The organism is Thiothrix subterranea (assembly GCF_016772315.1).
In the GTDB taxonomy this organism is placed as follows: Bacteria; Pseudomonadota; Gammaproteobacteria; order Thiotrichales; family Thiotrichaceae; genus Thiothrix; species Thiothrix subterranea.
In genome coordinates this window covers 3075755-3097521 of record NZ_CP053482.1, presented here as the reverse complement: position 1 = coordinate 3097521, position 21767 = coordinate 3075755, and the positions used below count along the sequence as shown (strand labels likewise).

27 protein-coding genes and 1 tRNA gene are annotated in these 21767 nt (G+C 52.1%); 19 read left to right on the top strand and 9 right to left on the bottom strand.

Annotated elements, in window-relative coordinates; translation table 11 throughout:
• Positions 1–127: 127 nt before the first annotated feature.
• The 3 genes from ppsA to folD are packed head-to-tail and all read left to right on the top strand — an operon-like array spanning position 128 to position 4242.
• A complete protein-coding gene (ppsA, locus tag HMY34_RS15345) occupies positions 128–2509 on the top strand; it encodes a phosphoenolpyruvate synthase (RefSeq protein WP_202716318.1) in 2382 nt (793 codons plus the stop codon).
• Positions 2509–3339: a posphoenolpyruvate synthetase regulatory kinase/phosphorylase PpsR gene (ppsR, locus tag HMY34_RS15340; RefSeq protein WP_202716317.1), complete on the top strand. Its 831-nt coding sequence runs from the start codon at positions 2509–2511 to the stop codon at positions 3337–3339. Before ppsA ends, ppsR begins: the two co-directional genes overlap by 1 nt.
• 45 nt (positions 3340–3384) lie before the next feature.
• On the top strand, positions 3385–4242 hold the full coding sequence (gene folD, locus HMY34_RS15335; RefSeq protein WP_202716316.1) for a bifunctional methylenetetrahydrofolate dehydrogenase/methenyltetrahydrofolate cyclohydrolase FolD: 858 nt from the start codon (positions 3385–3387) through the stop codon (positions 4240–4242).
• Between the two features lie 43 nt (positions 4243–4285).
• Here folD and HMY34_RS15330 read toward each other — a convergent pair whose 3' ends face one another.
• Together HMY34_RS15330 and queA are read right to left on the bottom strand one after the other, a co-directional pair.
• Positions 4286–5116, bottom strand: coding sequence for a hypothetical protein (locus tag HMY34_RS15330; RefSeq protein WP_202716315.1), 831 nt, complete (start codon positions 5114–5116; stop codon positions 4286–4288).
• A 209-nt stretch (positions 5117–5325) separates the two neighbouring features.
• Positions 5326–6360 (bottom strand): tRNA preQ1(34) S-adenosylmethionine ribosyltransferase-isomerase QueA, encoded by a 1035-nt coding sequence (queA, locus tag HMY34_RS15325; protein WP_202716314.1) that lies wholly within the window; start codon positions 6358–6360, stop codon positions 5326–5328.
• A gap of 79 nt (positions 6361–6439) precedes the next feature.
• Here queA and HMY34_RS15320 point away from each other — a divergent pair.
• From HMY34_RS15320 to corA, 11 genes are all read left to right on the top strand, one after another.
• A tRNA-Leu gene (locus HMY34_RS15320) sits at positions 6440–6526 on the top strand.
• A gap of 102 nt (positions 6527–6628) precedes the next feature.
• Positions 6629–7603, top strand: a complete 975-nt coding sequence (locus HMY34_RS15315) for a KpsF/GutQ family sugar-phosphate isomerase (protein WP_202716313.1) — start codon at positions 6629–6631, stop codon at positions 7601–7603.
• Positions 7603–8157: a 3-deoxy-manno-octulosonate-8-phosphatase KdsC gene (gene kdsC / locus HMY34_RS15310; RefSeq protein ID WP_202716312.1), complete on the top strand. Its 555-nt coding sequence runs from the start codon at positions 7603–7605 to the stop codon at positions 8155–8157. The genes HMY34_RS15315 and kdsC overlap by 1 nt, the downstream gene beginning before the upstream one ends.
• Positions 8154–8594 (top strand): LPS export ABC transporter periplasmic protein LptC, encoded by a 441-nt coding sequence (lptC, locus tag HMY34_RS15305; RefSeq protein WP_202716311.1) that lies wholly within the window; start codon positions 8154–8156, stop codon positions 8592–8594. Before kdsC ends, lptC begins: the two co-directional genes overlap by 4 nt.
• A complete protein-coding gene (gene lptA, locus HMY34_RS15300; protein WP_202716310.1) occupies positions 8566–9078 on the top strand; it encodes a lipopolysaccharide transport periplasmic protein LptA in 513 nt (170 codons plus the stop codon). Before lptC ends, lptA begins: the two co-directional genes overlap by 29 nt.
• Positions 9075–9800: an LPS export ABC transporter ATP-binding protein gene (gene lptB / locus HMY34_RS15295; RefSeq protein WP_202716309.1), complete on the top strand. Its 726-nt coding sequence runs from the start codon at positions 9075–9077 to the stop codon at positions 9798–9800. The genes lptA and lptB overlap by 4 nt, the downstream gene beginning before the upstream one ends.
• Positions 9801–9925: 125 nt before the next feature.
• Positions 9926–11419 carry an RNA polymerase factor sigma-54 gene (locus tag HMY34_RS15290; RefSeq protein ID WP_202716308.1) on the top strand — a complete coding sequence of 498 codons (1494 nt, stop codon included), beginning with the start codon at positions 9926–9928 and terminating at the stop codon, positions 11417–11419.
• A 58-nt stretch (positions 11420–11477) separates the two neighbouring features.
• A complete protein-coding gene (gene hpf / locus HMY34_RS15285) occupies positions 11478–11813 on the top strand; it encodes a ribosome hibernation-promoting factor, HPF/YfiA family (RefSeq protein WP_202716307.1) in 336 nt (111 codons plus the stop codon).
• 6 nt (positions 11814–11819) lie between these two features.
• Entirely contained in the window at positions 11820–12308 is a 489-nt protein-coding gene (locus tag HMY34_RS15280) for a PTS sugar transporter subunit IIA (RefSeq protein ID WP_202716306.1), read from the top strand.
• A complete protein-coding gene (gene rapZ / locus HMY34_RS15275) occupies positions 12256–13176 on the top strand; it encodes an RNase adapter RapZ (RefSeq protein ID WP_228287881.1) in 921 nt (306 codons plus the stop codon). Before HMY34_RS15280 ends, rapZ begins: the two co-directional genes overlap by 53 nt.
• 23 nt (positions 13177–13199) lie before the next feature.
• The gene (gene corA / locus HMY34_RS15270) at positions 13200–14153 is read left to right on the top strand and encodes a magnesium/cobalt transporter CorA (protein ID WP_202716305.1); all 954 of its coding nucleotides are present in this window, start codon (positions 13200–13202) and stop codon (positions 14151–14153) included.
• A gap of 40 nt (positions 14154–14193) precedes the next feature.
• Here the strand turns inward: corA and mltB are convergent, their stop codons facing one another.
• Positions 14194–15348 carry a lytic murein transglycosylase B gene (mltB, locus tag HMY34_RS15265; RefSeq protein ID WP_202716304.1) on the bottom strand — a complete coding sequence of 385 codons (1155 nt, stop codon included), beginning with the start codon at positions 15346–15348 and terminating at the stop codon, positions 14194–14196.
• 71 nt (positions 15349–15419) lie between these two features.
• Positions 15420–16133 carry a hypothetical protein gene (locus tag HMY34_RS15260; RefSeq protein WP_202716303.1) on the bottom strand — a complete coding sequence of 238 codons (714 nt, stop codon included), beginning with the start codon at positions 16131–16133 and terminating at the stop codon, positions 15420–15422.
• 89 nt (positions 16134–16222) lie between these two features.
• Between HMY34_RS15260 and HMY34_RS15255 the strand changes: the two genes are divergently transcribed.
• Positions 16223–17401: a M20 aminoacylase family protein gene (locus tag HMY34_RS15255; RefSeq protein ID WP_202716302.1), complete on the top strand. Its 1179-nt coding sequence runs from the start codon at positions 16223–16225 to the stop codon at positions 17399–17401.
• Here the strand turns inward: HMY34_RS15255 and HMY34_RS20400 are convergent.
• Both HMY34_RS20400 and HMY34_RS20395 read right to left on the bottom strand, forming a co-directional pair.
• Positions 17398–17850, bottom strand: coding sequence for a glycosyl hydrolase family 18 protein (locus HMY34_RS20400; protein WP_202716301.1), 453 nt, complete (start codon positions 17848–17850; stop codon positions 17398–17400). The two genes, HMY34_RS15255 and HMY34_RS20400, sit on opposite strands and share 4 nt — an antisense overlap.
• A 29-nt stretch (positions 17851–17879) precedes the next feature.
• On the bottom strand, positions 17880–18785 hold the full coding sequence (locus HMY34_RS20395) for a glycosyl hydrolase family 18 protein (RefSeq protein WP_202716300.1): 906 nt from the start codon (positions 18783–18785) through the stop codon (positions 17880–17882).
• A 210-nt stretch (positions 18786–18995) separates the two neighbouring features.
• Between HMY34_RS20395 and HMY34_RS15240 the strand changes: the two genes are divergently transcribed.
• From HMY34_RS15240 to folK, 4 genes are all read left to right on the top strand, one after another.
• Positions 18996–19271, top strand: a complete 276-nt coding sequence (locus HMY34_RS15240) for a glycine zipper 2TM domain-containing protein (RefSeq protein WP_202716299.1) — start codon at positions 18996–18998, stop codon at positions 19269–19271.
• A 75-nt stretch (positions 19272–19346) separates the two neighbouring features.
• Positions 19347–19823, top strand: coding sequence for an RT0821/Lpp0805 family surface protein (locus HMY34_RS15235; RefSeq protein ID WP_202716298.1), 477 nt, complete (start codon positions 19347–19349; stop codon positions 19821–19823).
• A gap of 103 nt (positions 19824–19926) precedes the next feature.
• Entirely contained in the window at positions 19927–20298 is a 372-nt protein-coding gene (gene folB, locus HMY34_RS15230; protein WP_202716297.1) for a dihydroneopterin aldolase, read from the top strand.
• Positions 20280–20771: a 2-amino-4-hydroxy-6-hydroxymethyldihydropteridine diphosphokinase gene (folK, locus tag HMY34_RS15225; protein WP_202716296.1), complete on the top strand. Its 492-nt coding sequence runs from the start codon at positions 20280–20282 to the stop codon at positions 20769–20771. The genes folB and folK overlap by 19 nt, the downstream gene beginning before the upstream one ends.
• Here the strand turns inward: folK and HMY34_RS15220 are convergent.
• The 3 genes from HMY34_RS15220 to rpmB all read right to left on the bottom strand — a co-directional run bounded on the left by HMY34_RS15220 (position 20768) and on the right by rpmB (position 21764).
• Entirely contained in the window at positions 20768–21256 is a 489-nt protein-coding gene (locus HMY34_RS15220) for an SRPBCC family protein (RefSeq protein WP_202716295.1), read from the bottom strand. The two genes, folK and HMY34_RS15220, sit on opposite strands and share 4 nt — an antisense overlap.
• Positions 21257–21336: 80 nt before the next feature.
• Positions 21337–21507 carry a 50S ribosomal protein L33 gene (rpmG, locus tag HMY34_RS15215; RefSeq protein WP_028487722.1) on the bottom strand — a complete coding sequence of 57 codons (171 nt, stop codon included), beginning with the start codon at positions 21505–21507 and terminating at the stop codon, positions 21337–21339.
• 20 nt (positions 21508–21527) lie between these two features.
• Positions 21528–21764: a 50S ribosomal protein L28 gene (rpmB, locus tag HMY34_RS15210; protein ID WP_202716294.1), complete on the bottom strand. Its 237-nt coding sequence runs from the start codon at positions 21762–21764 to the stop codon at positions 21528–21530.
• Positions 21765–21767: the final 3 nt, after the last annotated feature.

Genomic DNA, 21767 nt, shown 5'->3' with positions numbered 1-21767 from the left:
TTGCGGCGTTCGCTATAGAACGCCGCTCTTTTTATCCCCCGCCCCCTATGAAACAATAGCCTTTCAACCTACACCAACCAAAATATCAAGATCCAAACTTCCAACTTCGATTGACGGAGATCGCGCAATGGCAGATTACATTCTTTGGTTTGATCAATTGGGGATGCACGATGTTAACATCGTCGGCGGCAAAAACGCCTCCCTTGGGGAAATGATCAGTAACTTGGCAAATGTGGGCGTTAGCGTCCCGAACGGTTTTGCCACAACCACACACGCTTACCAAGATTTTATCCGCGCTGACGGTCTCGCTGACCGCATCAACGCGCTCCTGAACTCCCTCGACGTAGACGACATCCACGCCCTCACCAATGCCGGTAAAACCATCCGTGGTTGGGTCATGGACACGCCATTACCCGAAAAATTGCTGGAAACCGTGCGCGAAGCCTACGACACACTCGCAGCGGGTTCAGGCGATACTGCTTCTTTCGCAGTGCGTTCTTCCGCCACGGCTGAAGACTTACCGGATGCATCCTTCGCCGGTCAGCAAGAAACCTTCCTCAACGTGCGCGGGCTAGATAACGTTATCGCCGCCATCAAGGAGGTGTTCGCCTCTCTCTATAATGACCGTGCGATTGCCTACCGCGTCCACCAGCATTTTGAACATGACAAAGTGTTCTTGTCCGCTGGCGTACAAAAAATGGTACGCAGCGACATCGGCGCAAGCGGCGTATTGTTCACCCTCGACACCGAATCCGGTTTCCGTGATGCAGTATTCGTGACTGGCGCGTATGGTTTAGGCGAAACCGTGGTACAAGGCGCGGTCAACCCCGACGAATTCTATGTCTACAAACCCAATATTGAAGCCGGTCGCCCTGCGATTTTGTCACGCCGTTTGGGTAGCAAAGCGATTGAAATGGTGTACGCAGCCTCGGCTGGCGACGCACACAATAAAGCGACATTGACCCGCGAAGTCGATGCGGAACGCCGTGAACGTTTCTGCCTGAGCGAAGAACAGGTTGAATCCCTCGCTCGCCAAGCCATGATCATCGAAAAGCACTACCAGCGCCCGATGGACATTGAATGGGCATTAGATGGTGGCGACGGCAAGCTCTACATCGTGCAAGCCCGCCCTGAAACCGTCGAAAGCCGCGCTTCCGCCACTATCATCGAACGCTATCAGCTCAAAGAAAAAGGCACGGTGGTTGCTGAAGGTCGCGCCATTGGTCAAAAAATCGGTCAAGGCCCTGCGCGTATCATTATGAGCATTAGCCAGATGGACGAAGTGAAAGAAGGCGATGTACTGGTAACAGACATGACCGACCCTGACTGGGAACCGATCATGAAACGCGCTTCCGCCATCGTCACCAATCGCGGCGGACGTACCTGCCACGCGGCAATCATTGCGCGTGAAATGGGCATCCCCGCCGTCGTAGGCTGTGGCGATGCCACCCAGCGCATCAATGCTGGCGACGAAATCACCGTTTCCTGTGCAGAAGGCGACACCGGTTTCATCTACAGCGGCTTGCTGCCGTTTGAAATACGTACCGCTGACACCGGCAACCTGCCTGATTTGTCCGTCAAAATCATGATGAACGTGGGCAATCCTTCCCGCGCCTTCGCTTTCTCGCGCCTGCCGAATGCGGGTGTGGGCTTGGCACGCTTGGAATTCATCATCAACAACACCATCGGCATCCACCCGAAAGCCTTGCTGGAATTCGACAACCTGCCTGCGGATCTGAAAGCCAAAATCGGCGCGAAGATTGCCGGATACGCCAGCCCGGTCAACTTCTACGTGGAAAAACTGGTCGAAGGCATCGCCACCCTCGCCGCTGCCTACGCCCCCAACAAGGTCATCGTGCGCATGTCCGACTTCAAGTCGAACGAATACGCCAACCTGATGGCAGGCGACCGTTACGAGCCGCACGAAGAAAACCCGATGATCGGCTACCGTGGCGTTTCGCGCTATTTGTCTGCCAATTTCCGCGATTGCTTCGAGCTGGAATGCCGTGCGCTGCGCAAAGTCCGCAATGAAATGGGCTTAACCAACGTTGAGATCATGATTCCGTTCTGCCGCACCTTGGAAGAAGCGCAGCAAGTCACCGAATTGCTGGCAACCCAAGGCATTCAGCGTGGCGAAAACGGTTTGCGCCTGATCATGATGTGCGAAATTCCCTCCAACGCGATATTGGCAGAAGAATTCCTCGAATACTTCGACGGCTTCTCCATCGGCTCGAACGACATGACGCAGTTGACGCTGGGGCTTGACCGCGATTCCGGCTTGATTGCGCACCTGTTTGATGAGCGCAACCCTGCGGTGAAAAAGCTGTTGAAAATGGCGATTGATGCTTGCCACAAGCACGGTAAATACATCGGCATTTGCGGGCAAGGGCCTTCGGATTACCCCGATTTCGCGGTGTGGTTGCACGAGCAAGGTATCAGCAGCTTGTCGTTGAACCCGGATACCGTGGTGGATACGTGGTTGCACCTTGCCAGTCTGGATGGTAAATAATGAGCAGTCGGCGGACAGTATTTTACCTATCTGACCGCACGGGGATTACCGTCGAAACGCTGGGTCACAGCTTGCTGACCCAGTTCGACGGCATCCAATGGCGCAAAGTTAGCATCCCGTTTCTCGACTCCGAGGCAAAAGCACGGGAAGCTGCTGAACAAATCAACCTGATGGCGCAACTGGATGGTTGCCGCCCACTGGTGTTTAGCACCCTGATCAACCCTGATGTGCGTCAGCATATCGAAACCGCCGATTGCGCCATTTACGACTTTTTTGACAACTTTATCGGCTCGATGGAAAAAGAACTGGGGCAACCCTCTTCCCATGCGATCGGGCGTTCGCACGGCTTGCACAACGATGCGTCGTATTCCAAACGGATTTCCGCGATTAATTTTGCGCAAGCCAATGACGATGGCATCAGTGCCAAAAACTTTGCTGAAGCCGAGATTATTCTGATCGGGGTATCGCGTTCGGGCAAAACCCCGACGTGTTTGTATCTGGCGATGCAGTACGGCATTTACGCGGCGAACTATCCGCTGACGGAAGAAGACATGGATGCGCCGGGCTTACCCAAAATCCTGCACCCCTTCCGCAATAAATTGTTCGGTTTGACGATTACCGCACAGCAATTGCAGCGTATTCGCCAAGAGCGCAAACCGAATAGCCGTTATGCGTCGCTGAGCCAATGCCAGCAAGAACTGCAATGGCAGGAAAGTTTGTATCGTCGCGAAAAAATCCCCTTCATTGAGACAACGGCAACTTCGATTGAGGAAATTGCCACGACTATTTTGAACCGCAGCGGGTTGAAACGGCAGTTGTACGGGGAATAAGTCCAGTGCGACAATACGCACTTTTTCCCCTGCCCCGGACATACCATGACAGCTCAAATCATTGATGGCAAAAAGATTGCCGCCGAAGTCCGCACCGAAGTCAAACAAGGTGTGGATACCCGCCTGCAACACGGCAAACGCCGCCCCGGTCTTGCCGTCATCCTGATCGGTTCCGACCCTGCCTCGCAAGTCTACGTCAGCCACAAACGCAAAGCCTGCGATGAAGTCGGCATACTGTCGCGCTCGTATGACCTGCCCCCGCAAACTACCCAGCACGAATTGGTCGAGTTAATTAACGAGCTTAACCACGACCCCTTGATTGACGGCATTCTGGTGCAACTGCCACTGCCTGCGCATCTGGATGCCTCACTGATCATTGAGCAAATCAACCCCAGCAAAGACGTGGATGGTTTTCACCCTACCAATGTCGGCAGATTGACGTTACGCATTCCCAGTCTGCGCCCCTGCACACCTTATGGTGTCATGCGCTTACTGGATAGCACAGGTGAAGTTTACAAAGGTCGTCATGCCGTCATCGTCGGCGCATCCAATATCGTCGGTCGCCCAATGGCGCTGGAATTGTTGCTGGCGGGTGCAACCGTCACTGTCACCCACCGTTTCAGCGGCAGCATGACTCCCGACTTGGTGCGCCAAGCCGACATCGTGGTGGCAGCCGCAGGCAAACCGGGACTGGTCAAAGGCGATTGGATCAAACCGGGCGCAACCGTGATTGATGTCGGTATCAACCGGCTGGAAAGCGGCAAACTGGCAGGCGATGTGGAATTTGCAGCAGCGGCTGAACGTGCTGCGTGGATTACGCCTGTGCCGGGTGGCGTGGGGCCAATGACGGTTGCCATGCTGATGAAAAATACACTGGAAGCGTGCGCGAAACATTCGTTTTGATGAACAGGGGCGTATGCAATACGCCCCTACATCTCGCAATGGGTTATTTTGTGTCGGCTTGTTCTAGGAGCTTTTTGACGGTTTCGGCATCCAATGCGCCGGATTCTTGCAAGCGACGAATCACGGGGGCTGGCAAGCAAACCACTTCAGATTCTTTGAAATCTACACCGCCGGAAACACCGCCGCATTTCTGGCGTTTAGCATCACCGGATTGGGTTTTGGCTTCATCGAAGGACATTTTAGCAGCATCTATCCAGCCATTTTGCCCTGCCCAACGTACCCGCTCCATGGCGAATGCACCGGCTTCTGCACGCTGACCTAGCTTGACGATATTGGTACCGTTGTGGGGAATCTCCACCGCAATCGCATCATCACCGTGATCCACATACATCATCAGGCTTTCACCCGCCGACAGATCCTTCACCGCGTAAACCGGAATGGATTTGAATAATCCACCTTTTGCCGACTCAGGATAGCCGCAACAATCTTTATCTTGTATGGCAGGGTCAACCAAGCACTGGCGGCGGGCATTCGCCGCTTCGGTCGCTTTGGGATCTTCCTCTAGCGCATCGGATAATACCCAGCCGGTTTGGTCATCCCAGCTCACCTTTTCCCACACCTTGTCGCCGATGGTCATTTGCGCATTACGCCGCGCAATCCACGTAGCATTATGGGGCAGGTTGACGATGACCTCTTTACCCGGCTCTTTGTACATTTTCAATACATTACCCGCATCCAAGCTATGGACACGGTAAATCAGGGAATTATCGGCAGGCATCGGCAATGCCGCCACACTCAACAGCGGCACGGCTAACAGCATCAAGCCACCCAGCAACGGCAAGGACATTTTTTTGAAAACACTCTTTTTGTTCATAATCAATCTCCGACGCATTCCCGACTGACAACGGGCGCATCATCTCGCAAGTTGAATAGCACAGCAGATGTTGGGGATAAAACAAACTGCCAGCTCGATCAAAAACAACCCAGCCATAGGCTTGATTAATCTTTGATAAACATAGATTTACGTTACATGATTATGATCTTACAGTTGCAAACAAGTCACAACCTTGACGGACGAAATATCTATTTATTCTGCTTATAGGTTATAAGCATTGCATCACCGTAACTAAAGAAGCGATATTCCTGACGAACGGCATGTTGGTAGGCTTGCTTGATGTTTTCATACCCAGCAAACGCCGATACCAACATCAGCAGGGTAGATTCGGGCAGGTGGAAATTCGTGATCATCACATCCACCACGCGGAAGGAATAACCGGGCGTAATGAATAGGCGCGTATCCCCCTGAAACGGTTTTAACGTGCCATCGCGGGCAGCACTTTCGAGGCTGCGCACCGACGTTGTGCCGACTGCCACCACCCGCCCGCCGCGTTCACGGCAAGCCGCCACCGCGTCACACACCGCTTGGGAAACGTCAGCATATTCAGCGTGCATCACATGCTGTGACAAATCCTGCACCCGCACTGGCTGGAATGTACCCGCCCCCACGTGCAACGTAACCGCAGCGGTTTGCACCCCTTTTTGCCGCAACGCTGCCAGTAGCGGCTGATCAAAATGCAAACCAGCCGTTGGTGCAGCTACCGCCCCCGGTTGTTGCGCAAAGACCGTTTGGTAACGCTCCCGATCGGCTGGCGTATCCGCCCGTTCGATGTAAGGTGGCAGGGGAATATGCCCGTATTGCTCCAGCAAGTTCAGTGCCGAATCCGTATGCAAAAACTGCACCTCAAACAAATCGTCTTGCCGCCCGGTGACTTGCGCATCAATCGCCTGCTCCAAACGCAAGCGTGTGCCGGGCTTGGGTGCTTTGCTGGCACGAATATGGGCAAGCGCGGTGTGTTCGCCGGTAATACGTTCCACCAGCACCTCAACTTTGCCGCCCGTGGCCTTTTCGCCATGCAAACGGGCAGGAATCACGCGGGTATTGTTGAACACCAGCAAGTCTTCGGGCTGGATCAAATCGAGCACATCGGTAAACTGACCGTCACGGCATTCACCGCTGGCGCTGTTCAAAATCAGTAGCCGACTGGCTGTCCGTTCCGTTAACGGTTCGGAGGCAATCAGCGCTGGAGGGAGGTCATAATGGAAGTCACTTAATTTCATGGGTGCAGAGTCTAACATTTTGTAAAAAATGTTTCGACAAATCGAAAAGCTTATGTATAATCACCGCCTTCACATCTTAGCCGGGATGGCGGAATTGGTAGACGCAGCGGATTCAAAATCCGCCGATGGTAACATTGTGCGAGTTCGAGTCTCGCTCTCGGCACCACTTATTTTGAACCAAACATAAGTGAGAACATCTAACCCGCCAGTAGCGGGTTTTTTTGTGCCTGCCGCCTCCTGAATCTTCAACAATGAGGCTTGAATCACCATGTCACACCACGCCAAAGACCTACTCGCCCTCGCGAAAGCCGTTATCGACACCGAAATTGCCGCCCTCACCGCCCTGCCCTCACGCTTAGACGATGAATTTCTACACGCCTGCGAAGCCATCCTCGCCTGCCAAGGGCGCGTCATCGTCACCGGTATGGGCAAATCCGGTCACATCGGCAACAAAATTGCCGCCACGCTTGCCAGCACCGGCACGCCCGCGTTTTTCCTGCACCCCGGCGAAGCCAGCCACGGCGACCTTGGCATGATCGTCAACGGTGATGTAATCATTGCGCTCTCCAATTCCGGTACGAGTGCTGAAATTCTCGCGATTCTGCCGGTCATTCGCCGCCTTGACGTGCGCATTATCGCCATGACCGGCAACCCACATTCGCCGATGGCAGAAGCCGCCGATTTCCACATCAATATCGGGGTCGACAAAGAAGCCTGCCCCTTAGGGCTTGCACCCACCTCCAGTACCACCGCCACCTTGGTCATGGGCGATGCGCTCGCGGTAGCCTTGTTGGAAGCACGCGGCTTTACGGCGAATGATTTCGCTCGCTCCCACCCCGGCGGACGTTTGGGCAAACGCCTGCTGGTGCATGTGCATGACATTATGCATACCGGCGCAAACATTCCCCAAGTTCGACCGGATGCCAGTTTGCAACAAGCGATTCTGGAAATGACCCGCAAAAAACTCGGCATGACCGCCATCACCACGGATACAGGTGAATTATTGGGCATTTTCACCGACGGCGATTTGCGGCGCTCGTTTGAAAAAGGGCAACGTTTGCACGAACAACCGATTTCCGCGCTGATGACCACGCCGTTTCGCAGCATTGATGCACACAGCCTCGCGGTCGAAGCACTCAATTTGATGCAGGAACACGCGATCACCGTGCTACCAGTCGTGCAGGATGAGGCGGTTATCGGTATCATCCACATGCATGATCTTTTACGCGCAGGAATTGCTTGATGATAGCCACTTTTGACAATTTATCCGCCGACGTGCTGGCACGCGCTCGCAACACCCAACTGGTGATTTTCGATATTGACGGGGTATTGACCGACGGCAGTTTGTTTTACGGCGATGACGGGCAAGAATACAAAGCCTTTCATTCCAAAGACGGGCACGGCATCCGCATGTTGCTGGAAAGCGGGCTGGAAATGGCACTGATTACCGGTCGGCAGTCCGAACTGGTGTTACACCGTGCCGATAATCTGAAAATTCCGCGCAACCGTATCTGGCAAGGCTACCGCGACAAGCGCCCCGCTTTCACGGATTTGCTGGAAAAAACCGGGCTGAAACCGGAAAACATTGCGTATGTCGGCGATGATGTGGTCGATTTGCCGGTCATGGCGCAAGTTGGCTTGGCTATCGCGGTGGGTGATGCACATTATTACGTCAAGCAGCACGCGCATTGGGTCACACAAACGCATGGCGGGCGTGGCGCTGGGCGCGAAGTGTGCGAAATGCTATTACATGCCCACGGCAAATTGCATAGCAAACTCGCCAGCTATTTGACATGAAACACTTGCTGACGCTGAGCGCGGTATTGCTGTTGATCCTGCTGATTACCCAGTTGGAGAATTATTTGGGCAAAACCGACTTCAGCCGCCTGACCCCGCAAAAAGATCAGATTGACTATTACCTGTCGGATTTTTCGATTATGGCGGTGGCAGCCGATGGTACAGTCAGCTACGAAATGGCGGGGCGGCATTTGTCGCATTGGCAAGGCAAACGCCAAAGCCGCATTATTGCGCCGGAAGTGAATACCAGCCAAGGGTTCAAGTTGCATACAGACCACTTGTTGTACGATCAAGTCACACGGGAAATCACCACCGATGCCGACGTGTTCATTAATGCGCCCAACGGCACGATGCAATCCACCGGGCTTACCGCTAAACTCGATGATAATTTACTGAGATTTGATTCCAATGTGCGCTCAACCTACCAAGTTAAATAAATGGCTGCTGTGCTTGCTGCTGGCAGGCATGACGTCCAGCGCTTACGCCCTCAAAACGGACGTAGCAGCGCCGGTACAAATTGAAGCCGATTCAGCGGTCTTCGACAAACTCGCCGGTACTGCCAGCTACGATGGCAATGTTTCCATCATTCAAGGCAGTTTAGAAATTCGCGCTGCCCACATTGAAATCAACGCGCCCAATAATGAAATTATCAGCATCATTGCCACCGGCACACCGGTTAGCCTCAAGCAAAAAATGGACAATGGCAAACTCGCCAGCGGCAAAGCGCGTGAAATGCAGTATTTGGTGAAAGAAAAACGCCTGATCCTCAACGGTGACGCGGAGTTGCTTCAAGACCAAGACCGTTTCACCAGCAACCATATTGAGTATTTGACCGATACAGGCCAACTCAAAGCCGGTGGCAAAGGCAAAACCGGGCGCGTCTCCGCTGTGTTTTACCCCACCAATAAAACTGCCGAATGAATACCCTAGCAGCGCGTAACCTGCAAAAAAGTTACAAAAAACGTCAAATCCTCAAAGGCGTGGATTTGCACGTCAATAATGCCGAAGTCGTCGGTTTATTGGGGCCGAATGGCGCGGGCAAAACCACTTGCTTCTACATGATCGTCGGTTTGGTCGGCGTGGATGCGGGGCAAGTCTTGCTCAACGACAAAGACATTACCGCTCAAGCCATGCACGAACGCGCTCGCGAAGGCATCGGCTATCTGGCGCAGGAAGCCAGCATTTTCCGCAAACTGACAGTGGCACAAAACATTATGGCGGTCTTGGAATTGCGCAAAGACCTCGATCGCCGCCAACGCCAAGACAAAGTGGATAGCCTGTTGGAAGAATTTCAGCTCACCCATTTACGCGATAGCCAAGGGATTAGCCTGTCTGGTGGGGAACGTCGCCGTGCAGAAATCGCACGAGCACTGGCGAGTGACCCGTCTTTCATTTTATTGGATGAACCGTTTGCCGGGGTTGACCCGATTTCGGTGTTAGACATTCAAACCATTATCCGCCACCTCGTTACCCGTGACATTGGGGTGCTGATCACTGACCACAATGTGCGCGAAACGCTGGGCATTTGCCACCGTGCTTACATTCTCAGTGAAGGTAAAATTTTGGTGGAAGGTTCGCCCGCTGCCATCTTGCAAGACGAACAAGCGCGGCGCGTTTACCTCGGTGAAAACTTCAAGCTGTAAGTTCGGGCTAGTCAGGCGGCATTCACCCTGACTATCGCATCTTTGCACCGACAAACGATTAGGGTAGTATGAAAGCGTAGAACCTTAGGATTCATGGCTTATCGGCACAAGGAACAACAAGAACAATGCTCAGACAGGGATTCGATCTCAAACTTGGTCAGACACTTTCAATGACGCCGCAATTGCAGCAGGCCATCCGCTTATTGCAGTTGTCATCATTGGAGTTACAGAACGAAATCCAGCAAGCGCTGGAAGAAAACCCCTTGCTGCAATTGGCTGAGGATACCGACGACTCGCGCCCTGAACCTGAGATCGAACTTGCCCCCACGGCCGACAGCAGCAGTGACAATAAACCGGATAACACGACTACCGTCGATGCACCCGATGACGCCTCCCCATTCGACCAAGACATTCCCGATGAGTTGCACATGGATGCCGAATGGGAAGATGTCTACGACACCCGCAGCAGCAACAGTGATGGCGCTGGCGACAACAGCGGTTTCCTAGAAAATCAGGGTGATACCGCCGACAGTGGCTTGCAGGAACATCTCTTGTGGCAAATCCGCATGAGCAATCTCACCAGCATCGACAAACAAATTGCCACGGTGATTATTAGCTCGCTGGACGATGCGGGCTATTTGTGCGATCCGCTGGAAGATATTCTGGAATCATTCGATCAAGATCTGCTCATCGACCTCGATGATATTGAAGTCGTACTCAAATTCATCCAACAGCTCGACCCCTTAGGCGTAGGCGCACGCAACTTACGCGAATGCCTGCTGATTCAACTCGCGCACTTACCCGAAAGCCGCCTGCTGTTCAAAGCGCGTCATTTGGTTGAAAAACACCTGGACTTGATGGAACGACGCGACTATAAAGAAATCAGTAAGCGCTTGAAAATAGAACAGGGTGAATTAGAGGAAATCCTCTTATTACTACGCAGCTTACAACCGCGACCGGGTAGTGCTTATTCCGCAACGGCGGCTGATTACATCGTGCCGGATGCGTATGTCCGTAAGATCAAAGGAGACTGGGTGGTTTCACTCAATGCGCAAGTCACACCGAATCTGCAAGTTAATCAGTATTATGCAGACATGCTGGGTCAAGTGAAAAATGAACGTGACTCCACCTACTTTAAGTCTAACTTGCAACAAGCCCGCTGGCTCATCCGCAGTGTGGAAAGCCGCAACTCCACTTTGCTGGGAGTGGCGAAAGCAATAGTTGAACGGCAAAGCGCTTTCATGCAATATGGAGAACAGGCGATGAAGCCACTCATTCTCCGGGACATTGCAGAAGAGCTAGAAATGCACGAATCCACCATCTCCCGCGTCACCACCAACAAATACCTGTATACCCCACGCGGTATCTTTGAATTCAAATACTTCTTTTCCAGCCAAGTCGACACCGATACCGGGTCTAGCTGTTCCTCCACCGCGATTCGCGCCATGCTTAAAAAATTAATCAACGAGGAAAATCAAGGTTCGCCGTTGAGTGACAATCAATTGACTGCTTTGCTAAATCAGCAAGGCATTAATGTAGCGCGGCGCACCGTCGCCAAGTACCGTGAAGCCATGTCGATTCCGTCATCCCATGACCGGAAAGCATTGCTTCCGACCTAAGCCATGCACCCATAATGGGGTGTGGTTTTTTCCATGACCTGAACAAGGAGCTTGCATTATGCAATTAGAAATCACTGGTCATCATCTTGAAGTGACAGAGTCAATGAGTAACTATATACGCGAAAAGGCTGAACGCCTGAAGCGCCACTTCGACCAGGTAATGAAAATACATTTCATCCTAGAAGTCGAAAAACAACGTCACAAGGCAGAAGCGACCTTCCACGTGAACGGTAATCACTTGTTTGCCGATGCCTATGCGGATGATATGTACGCAGCGATTGATGCTCTGACGGACAAACTCGACAGACAAATTGTCAAGCACAAGGAAAAAGTGAAAGACCATCATCGTCAAGAAGCCGCGCAATTGGTAGCCGCGACTGAAACAACGGACTGATCATACATGGACATAACTACCCTGCTTTCTCCCACCCGGATTGCCTGCAAGCCTGACGTTTCTAGCAAGAAACGCGCCTTTGAACAATTGGCGACGATGCTTGCCGCCGATCAAGCAAGTTTGGAAGCTGAGGCGATTTTCGACGCCCTGACCAATCGGGAGAAACTGGGTAGTACCGCTATCGGCAATGGCGTCGCCATTCCCCATGCGTGTATGTCCATCCAGCAACCTTGTGGGGCTTTGTTGTTACTGGAAGATGGCGTTAAAATGGATACACCGGACAAAAAACCCGTGCAGTTATTCATGGCGATCCTCGTGCCAGCCAACCAAGCCCCTGATTACTCGGAACTGATCACGCAATTGACCAGTACCCTGATGCAAAAATCCCTGATCGAGCAAATTTGTTGTCATCACGACACGCAAACCGTGCTGGATCACTTTCTTGAACTCTTCGATCCACCTAAACACCCGTTTGTGGGTGCAATGGCAGCCTAATTCCATGCACTTAGTCATTATCAGCGGCATGTCCGGCGCGGGCAAAAGCTACGCGCTGCACACGCTTGAAGACAACGGTTACTACTGTATCGACAACCTGCCCTCGCAATTGCTAGAAGCCTTGCTGGGAACACCGCAAATCGCCAAACAGCCGTATCTGGCGGTAGGCATTGATATTCGTGGCGGTCGTGACAGTTTGCTGGATACCCCTGCCATTATCAAACGGGTACGCCAACGGGTTCCCAGCACCCAAGTGGTGTATTTGTATGCCGAACAAGAAGTGTTGCGCAAACGTTACAATGAAACACGCCGCCGCCACCCGTTAACCAGCGAAACCCAAGAACTCGACAAGGCGATTGCGCTGGAAGCCGCACTGCTAGAACCGCTCGCCATGGATGCGGATTTACGGTTGGATACCTCGCACATCGGCGTGTATGAATTAGGGCGAATGCTGAAAGCCCGTATCTCGCAAACTGAACAGCAACATTTATCCCTGATGATTCAATCCTTCGGTTTCAAACACAATCCGCCGACGGATTCGGACTTCTTATTTGATGTACGTTGCCTGCCCAACCCGTATTGGGAACCCGATTTGCGCTTACTCACCGGGCGCGATACCGGCATTATAGAATGGCTGGAACAACACAACGACGTGCAACGCATGTACACCGATATTCGTGATTTCCTCGGCAACTGGCTGCCCAGCCTCGACAGCAATTGCCAACGCGCTTATTTAACCGTTTCCATCGGCTGCACTGGCGGACGGCATCGCTCGGTCTATCTGGCTGAGCGCCTTTATCAGCATTTTCGTCAAATCATGGGGGAAAATGTTATCTTACGCCACCGTGAACTCAACTACGTGCGTTAAGACCCCCTCACTGGAGACCCACAATGTTACGATTTTTCGGCTTTGCGGATGGCAAATTAGTCGAGCATAAGCTCGGCGACAAACTCTTGGATTACGCGATTTCCAACACTGGCTGGATTGATGCGCAAGACACCTCGGATGAAGAACGCGACCGTTTAGAAATCCTGCTGCACACCGAATTACCGGAATCGGATGATGTTGAGGAAATCGAATCGTCTGCCCGCTATTTCACCGACAACAGCGGCATCCACGTGCATTCGCTGTTCGTCACCCAAAGTGAAGGCCGCATGGAAACCACCACGGTCGCGTTCATTTTACAAGCCGATCGCTTGATCACGGTACGCGAACAGGAACTTGCTGATTTTCGCCTGCTCAGAATGCGCGCGCGGCGTGGGCAAGTGGAAGTGCGCACCCCGCGCCATTTGCTGCTAACCATGTTTGAACAAAAAGTGGAAAATCTCGCGGATACTATCGAAGATTTGCACTTGGAGCTCGAAGTCATCAGCCACAAAGTGCTGGAAGAAACCACCACCGATTTAGAAAGTGCCATCGACGACTTGGCGGCATTGGAAGACAGCAACGGCAAAGTGCGCCTGTGTTTGATGGATACCCAACGCTCAATTGCCTTCCTGCAACGCCAATTGCGCGATACCCAAGCAGGGCAAGAAATTATCCCCGAAATCATTCGCGACATTGACACCTTGATGTCGCATACCACGTTTCTGTTCGACAAAATCAACTTTTTGATGGGAACCACGCAAGGTTTCATCAATATCGAACAGAATAAAATCATTAAAATGTTTTCGATTGCAGCGGTGGTATTTTTACCGCCAACACTGGTGGCCAGCTTGTACGGGATGAATTTCCGCGTCATGCCGGAGTTAGATTGGGTGTTTGGCTACCCCATGGCGATTGGTTTAATGATTCTGGCGGGGGTAACACCTTACTGGTTCTTCAAGCGTAAGGGCTGGATGTAGGAGCGAAAGATTTTTCGCCCCTATCGTAGAGGACAATGTTTTACTTGCCGACACGCTCACGCACGGACTGCGCCAATAAATGCACCGTCATTGCGTAATAATTGCTGCGGTTGTAGCGGGTAATCACATGGAAGTTTTTGTAACCGATCCACGGTTCCTTATAACCATTCGGCACGGTACTCAATGCCAATAAATGCACCGTACCCGCTGAACCCCTGCCGTATTGCGGGGTAACACCGATGCGCTGCAAATCTGACATGGAATACTTCACCTTAAAACCATCCGGCACATTGGCGTACTGGTTAGAGGTTACTTGTGCGGGTACAGCGACTTCACCACCGGGCTGCCAACCGTTTTTCGCAAAGTAATTCGCCACACTGCCAATCGCATCCACCGGATTCCATAAATCACGCACGCCGTCGCCATCAAAGTCCACTGCGAAAGCATGGAAGCTGCTCGGCATGAATTGCCCATAACCCATAGCCCCCGCAAACGAGCCTTTCGGCGCGAGTGGATCCATGCGTTCACTGCGGGTCATCAGCATGTAGTTTTTCAATTCATCAAAGAAAAATTGGCTACGGCGTTGATTCACAATAGCGGAGGTCGCCAATGCATCAATCACCCGATGTTTGCCCATAATGCGCCCCCAGCGGGTTTCCACGCCCATGATGCCGATAATGTATTCAGCGGGAACGCCGTATTGCTGTTGCGCCCGTTGCAAATGCGCCGAATGCTGCTGCCAGAATTCCGCCCCGCGTTGCACATTCGCAGCGGTCACGAAACGGTCACGGTAAGCGTGCCAACCTTTCGGGCTGCCGGGGTCTGAACTCGACCCCGCCCAGAGGCGGGCAACATCATCGCGGTTACGGACTTGTGAAAATACCCCATACAAATACGGGCGTTCAAACCCGTGATTATTCACCATTTTTTCGATGAAATTCAGTAATTGCGCATTTCCAGCAAAATCACCGCCCAAACTGGCTGCGGCATAATTGCCGACACCTTTGCCGCCATAGCTGAGAACTTGTGCTTGATCTGCTGGCGCTTTTATCGACGCTTGCCCTTGTTTACTCACCTGCTGAGCACTGTTGTTATCCGCAGTCTCGGATTTTTCCGGTGTTGAGCTACACGCCCCTAAACTCAATACCAGCGCTGTTGCTGCCCCATAAGCCAACAGGTTTTTCGGCAAATACATTCAAGCCTCCAATTATCATTTAATGTTATTTAACTTAAAAAATTGGCTGATAGCTTAACACAGTTGGGGCATTATTTAAATGGCATGATATTACCCACATCATCCGCTGGAACCATATTACCGGCCTCTTCTGCAAACGGCGGTACTTGGTTGGCAATCGCGTCGCCCACGGTTACGGGGTCAGGCATACTGATCGAAGGAAACCGTATACCACCCGGCATTCTGCCCATGTCGTAAGGCGCATTAATCATTTTATCGAAAGCATCGCCGGTAAAATCGGTGTAAAAATCAGGCCAGATATACCGAGTATCGCCCCACGGCTTGACTTCCTTTTTCTGCTGGACGGGCGGGCGTTGCGGGTAAGGCATCATGCGTTGGGCGGCGTAAGGGTTGTATTGCTGCACATACGGGTTGTAAGCGCGGTAAGCCTGTTGTTGCTGCGCATACGGGTAATAACCGTAAGGATAGGCAGAATAGCCGTAATTGTTATAATTGTAGTTAGTTGGGTAGCTATTGTAAGGGTAAGCGGCTACGGCTGGCTGCTGTTGCACCGGCGGCATGGCTTGCGGTACTGCGGTTCTAGGAGGTGGCCCCGGCTGACCAACATTAGCGGCGGTGGGCGGCGGCTGTACCGACGGCGTACTCGCTGTTGCTGTTGCGGGCGTTGGAAACGTTAGGGTACTAGCGGGAGCTGCTTGGGGTGCGGCGGCTGGTGGCTCTTGCGCCTGCACCTGACTTGCTGCTAAACAAGCGGCTGATAGCATGATGCCTTGTAGTCTTTTCATGAGTGTGATACCTGAGAGGATGAATCATGAGAAGAATACCAGACCTCCCCCATAAAATCGCGACCACACACGAAAAGAAAGGATGTAATATGACCGCCAAACTCGACCCGATTGCCGCCAGCCACGCCCTGCACGCCGATATGCAACAATGGCGGCGCGATATTCACCAACACCCCGAAATCGCTTACGAAGAATTTCGCACCAGCGCCCAAGTTGCCGCGCGTTTACAGGCACTAGGTTTGGAAGTTCACACCGGTATTGGTGAAACCGGTGTCGTCGGTGTGCTACACGGCAAACAGCCCGGCGCTAAACACATTGGTTTACGCGCCGATATGGATGCGCTGCCACTGACCGAATTGAATACCTTCGCCCATGCCTCCTGCCATCACGGTAAAATGCACGGTTGCGGGCATGACGGCCACACCACCATGTTGCTAGGGGCTGCCACGATTTTGGCGCAACACCCGGATTTTGCGGGAACGGTGTATTTCATCTTTCAACCCGCAGAAGAAAGCAATGCCGGGGCAAAACGCATGATTGAGGCGGGCTTATTCGAGCGCTTCCCTATTACCGAAGTGTACGGAATGCATAATTGGCCGGGGATTCCCACAGGGCAGTTTGCCGTGCATTCCGGTGCAGTCATGGCATCGACAGACAGTTTTGACATTGAAATCCAAGCGCAAGGTGGTCATGCCGCGATGCCGGATACGGTCATCGACCCAGTATTGGTTGCGGGGCATATTATCACGGCAACGCAAAGTATCGTGGCACGAAACCTGAAACCCACCAGCGGCGGCGTGATTAGTATTACCAAAATGCAAGGCGGCAGTGCTTACAATGTGATCCCTGAAACCGTGAGTTTGCACGGCACTATTCGCAGCCTTGATCCGCAAGATCGCGCCTTACTGAAACAACGCTTGCAACACTTGGTGGAACACACCGCGCAAGCGTTTGCTGCCAGTGCCAGTGTGCGTTTTATGGAAGGCTACCCCGCCACTATCAACCATTCCAGCAATGCCGAAGCGTGTTATCAGGTCACAACCGCGTTAGTGGGCGAGGCATGTGTGCAATGGAACCCACCACCGAGCATGGGCGCGGAAGATTTCGCCTACATGCTGCAACACCGCCCCGGTGCATACATCTGGATCGGCAATGGCGACGCGACCGAAAGCCGCGCCTTACACAATCCGTATTACGATTTCAACGACAATATCTTGCCGCTAGGGGCAAGTTACTGGGTGCGTTTGGTGCAACACTTGTGTCGTTAAGGTTGCACCAGCAACGGCTTGTATTTGCCAGTCCCGGTGCGCAGGGTCTGGCGAATCGCTTTCAAAAGTGGGCGATATTTGCCGTCGCCAGAAACACACTGATCAATGGAACCGCCACCTGCCCCCGGTGGTAAGCATTCACGCCCTAACTCCCACAGCATCACCCCACCCAAACCTTTTTCTTTGACGTACTTAACCTTTTCCGACACCGAACGCGCATCGTTGTAGGAAATGAACATGTCAGCATCTGAACCGGCTTTATTAATACTCAAGTAGGGCATTTTGGCTTTATCGTCCCAACGGTAATACTCCGGTTTGTAGCTGCAATCGTTACTTGCCCCCTTGACACATTGATAACCGGGCTTCATCAATTGCGAATAACGGCCACGATCAATCTTGTCGCCACCCGAAGATTCCCACGTACCCGGCAAAGCAGTCCAAGTTTGCATCGGAGCGGTCACACCATCAGTCGTAGAAGTTACTTTCCCCCAATCCAACCGCGTATTTCACCGCTAATACCCAACCCCAATTTACTGGGCAATACCCCAGCACTGATGAATTGCTGAAGCGCTCGGTCCGCTGACATTACCGATCTCGCAGGGTTGGTTGGATATTTATTGCCGCCGTCGTATAACGCACCGTCGTGCCAAGTAACCCCGTCATTGGCAATCGCTAAGTCATAAGCCATGACATTGATTTGATCCAGTTTATCTTGCAGTTTTGCCAACAGCTTACGTAAATCACCAGTGCTGTTATCGACCACCACTTCAATACCGGTCGCAATCGCTAATAACGGGCGTTCCACCAACATACCGGGATTGTTGGTTTTATTAAGCGTCTTCATTTGGGCTTGTAATTCGGTGATGAACGCTTCGTAATTCGGGTTATTGCCGGAGCTGTCTGCTGTGACAGGCTCTAGGTCAATATCAAGCCCATCGTAACCCGGGCCAGTGCCGTTTTTAAGTACATCAATGAGTTGAGTTACCAACGTTTGCCGCTTTGCGGCATCGGCTAATACCGGCGCATACCCGCCAAAATTCACAACGCTAAACAAAACCTTGACGTTTTTAGCATGAGCCTGCTCAATCAATGCAGTGCGCCGACTTTGGCTACTAAGACCCCAACCGCCATAATTCATGTCCAATGAACCATTACTGTTAAGACCTGCCGCGTGGTGAATCACATGAGTCAAAGTATCCCAGTCTTCATCGTTAAGAATGCCAATGGTTCCATCGCTGCGATGCCATTCGCCCGTAACGTAACCCGTCACCCACGGCTTGGTAATTTTTTCACCCGCCTGAACAGCGTGCGATGCCACCAACGTCATCACGGTTAATAGCCATGTAGCGACTACCCCGTTAGCATTAGCCATTGTCATTTTCATGGCGTATTCTCCCGAATGTTTCAGCCCTAAAGCCTTTATATTAGCTTACTATCCTTAATCATAAAACCAATGAATAAATGTTATCCGTTTAACATGAAAAATAATGAAATTTCCACTGAACTACTTAACATGGGTTCACTCTAATTCTACACCAGAGTTTGGGGACACATGGCAACAGCCAAAAATACAATTTTTACCAAGGAGCTATACATGAAAACTGTTATTTATTCACTGGGGACTTTAGCACTAGCAGCCGCACTGACGGCTTGCGGCACACCGATGAACAATGCGCAAATCGGTTCTGCAACCGGCGCTGTTTTAGGCGGTGTAGCAGGCAACCAAATGGGTCAAGGCCAAGGTAAAACGGCTGCCACTATCGTAGGAACCATGGTCGGCAGCGTTGTCGGTGGTCAGGTTGGCGCACAGCAAGACCGTTACTACCAACAACCGCAGCAACCAGCACCGTATTACAATCGGGGCTACTAAGCCTCGCACAGACTCGCCGCCGCACACCATTGGCGGCGAATCTTTCTCTCAAAACATCAGAACAGGAGTGTCCCGATGAAAGCATTAATGAATTATCCCCGCCTCGCCACGGCATTAGCTGCCTCCATTTTATTAAGTGGATGTGTAGGAACTGCCCCGATTAATAATGCCCAAACCGGCTCAATGGTTGGTGCAGTCTTAGGCGGTGTCGCAGGCAACCAATTTGGCAATGGCGATGGCAAAACCGCCATGACTATTTTGGGTACAGTGATGGGCAGCTACCTCGGCAGCCAATGGGGAACGCAACTGGACGCGCGTGACCAGCAAAACTTGGGTCAGTCCATTTACAGCGGTCGTCCAGCCACCTGGCAAAATCCGAACACTGGCTACCAATACAACGTCAACCCCGGTCAGGTTTACCGCGCTAACGTCAACAACCAAAGCACCGTCTGTCGCCCTGTGACCATTGTGGGTACGATTGATGGCAGAAACCAAAATATCCAAACCCAAGCTTGCCAAGACAGCCGTGGGCAGTGGCAACTGTCACGCTAATGCCTTTATCGGTACACTAATTCCTTTAACCCGTTACCCTCTTTCACGGGGGGCGGGTTTCTGTATTACAATCCATGCTTGATAGCCACAACAAGAGCAACGTATGGATATAGTTTATGTACGCGACCTGCGCCTCGATGCCCGCATCGGCATTTACGAGTGGGAAAAACGCATCCTGCAAAAAATTCGCATTGATTTGGAAATGGCGTGGGATAACCGCATCCCCGCCGCCAGCGACGCCATTAAAGACACCCTCAACTACAAAACCGCCGCCAAGCGCGTCATGCAACTGGTCGACAGCGCTCATTACGAATTAGTCGAGCGCCTCGCCGAAACCATCGCAGACACACTGATGCAAGAATTCCACATTCCTTGGATACAAGTCACCGTCGGCAAACCCGGCGCAGTACGCGGGGCCAGCGAAGTGGGTGTTAAAATTGAGCGTGGCAATCGGCAATGGCAAACGTCTATTTAAGCCTCGGCAGCAATATTGAGCGCGAAGCCAACCTGTGCAGCGCGATGCAACGTTTACGGCAAGACTTCGGTCATGTGGTCTTTTCGCACGTCTATGAAACGCCCGCCGCAGGGTTTGCGGGTGAACCCTTTTTCAATTTAGCCGCTGGCCTTACCACCGCGCTAACGCCAACCGCCCTGAAACACTATTTACGGGAATTGGAACAAGCCCACGGACGTTTGCGCGGTGAGGAGAAATTCAGCGCACGCACCTTAGACATTGACCTGTTGCTTTACGATGATTGGAATTTGCAACCAACCACCAATTTACCGCACCAGGACATTCTCACTTATGCATTTGTGCTGTTCCCGCTGGCGGAAATTGCTTCAACAGTCATGCACCCCGTGTTGCAACGCGCTATCGGCGAGATTGCCCGCGAATCAACGCTGTCGGCGGCAATGATGCGCCATGTCACCTTAAATTGCGGCGCTTAAGCCGTAAAGTGCGCTTTCAGTTGCTGAATAAAATGATCTAAACGCTGATCAAGGCTGCTGCCCATACGCCCCCTGATACGCCCTAGTGGACTGCGAGTTTCCAGCATTTCAGTGAAGGTTACGCGCGTGCCACCGGGAACAGCATTCATGCGTGCATGGCGAGTTCCCTTATTGCTACCCTGCGTCATTTCAACGAGTAATTCTTTCAGCGGCAACTCTTTAAGCTTACGCAGTACTAATGGGCGCTGATTAGCCACTTGCTCAACCCAACGCAAGCCCTCGTCATCATCCAGCATTTGCATACTGGTCAGGTCAGCACGCCACTGTGCTTGCTGCGAAAAATCGCTGAGCGCATTCCACACGGCATCGGCAGGCGCTTTGATTAATTCGACCCGCGTCACTTGTTGATAGGGTGAAATCAAAAACCCCACCAATACCGGCAGCAACAGCAGCAGGATAACCAGCGTTATTACAACCCACATCATACGGTGTTCCCTCAGTTTTTCCGTAAACGCAAAAACCCGGCGAAGCCGGGCTTTGGAAAGAATCGCAAGACAGCAAGCAATTACTTGATCTTGGCTTCCTTAAACATAACATGTTTACGCACAACCGGGTCGTACTTGCTGAACTCTAATTTGTCCGGCGTAGTGCGCTTGTTCTTGGTTGTAGTATAGAAAAATCCAGTTCCTGCGGAAGAAACCAGCTTGATTTTATCACGACCGCCTTTCTTAGCCATTCGCTGTTACCTCCGGTAAATTAAACTTTTTCGCCACGGCCACGAATATCAGCAAGAATGGTATCAATACCTAACTTGTCGATAATACGCATACCTTTTGCAGAAACGCGCAGGCGAACCCAGCGTCCTTCGCTTTCGACCCAGAAGCGCTTCGCGTGCAGGTTAGGCAGGAAACGGCGCTTGGTTCTATTGTTAGCGTGCGACACATTGTTACCTGTGACGGGACGCTTACCTGTTACTTGACATACACGAGACATCGG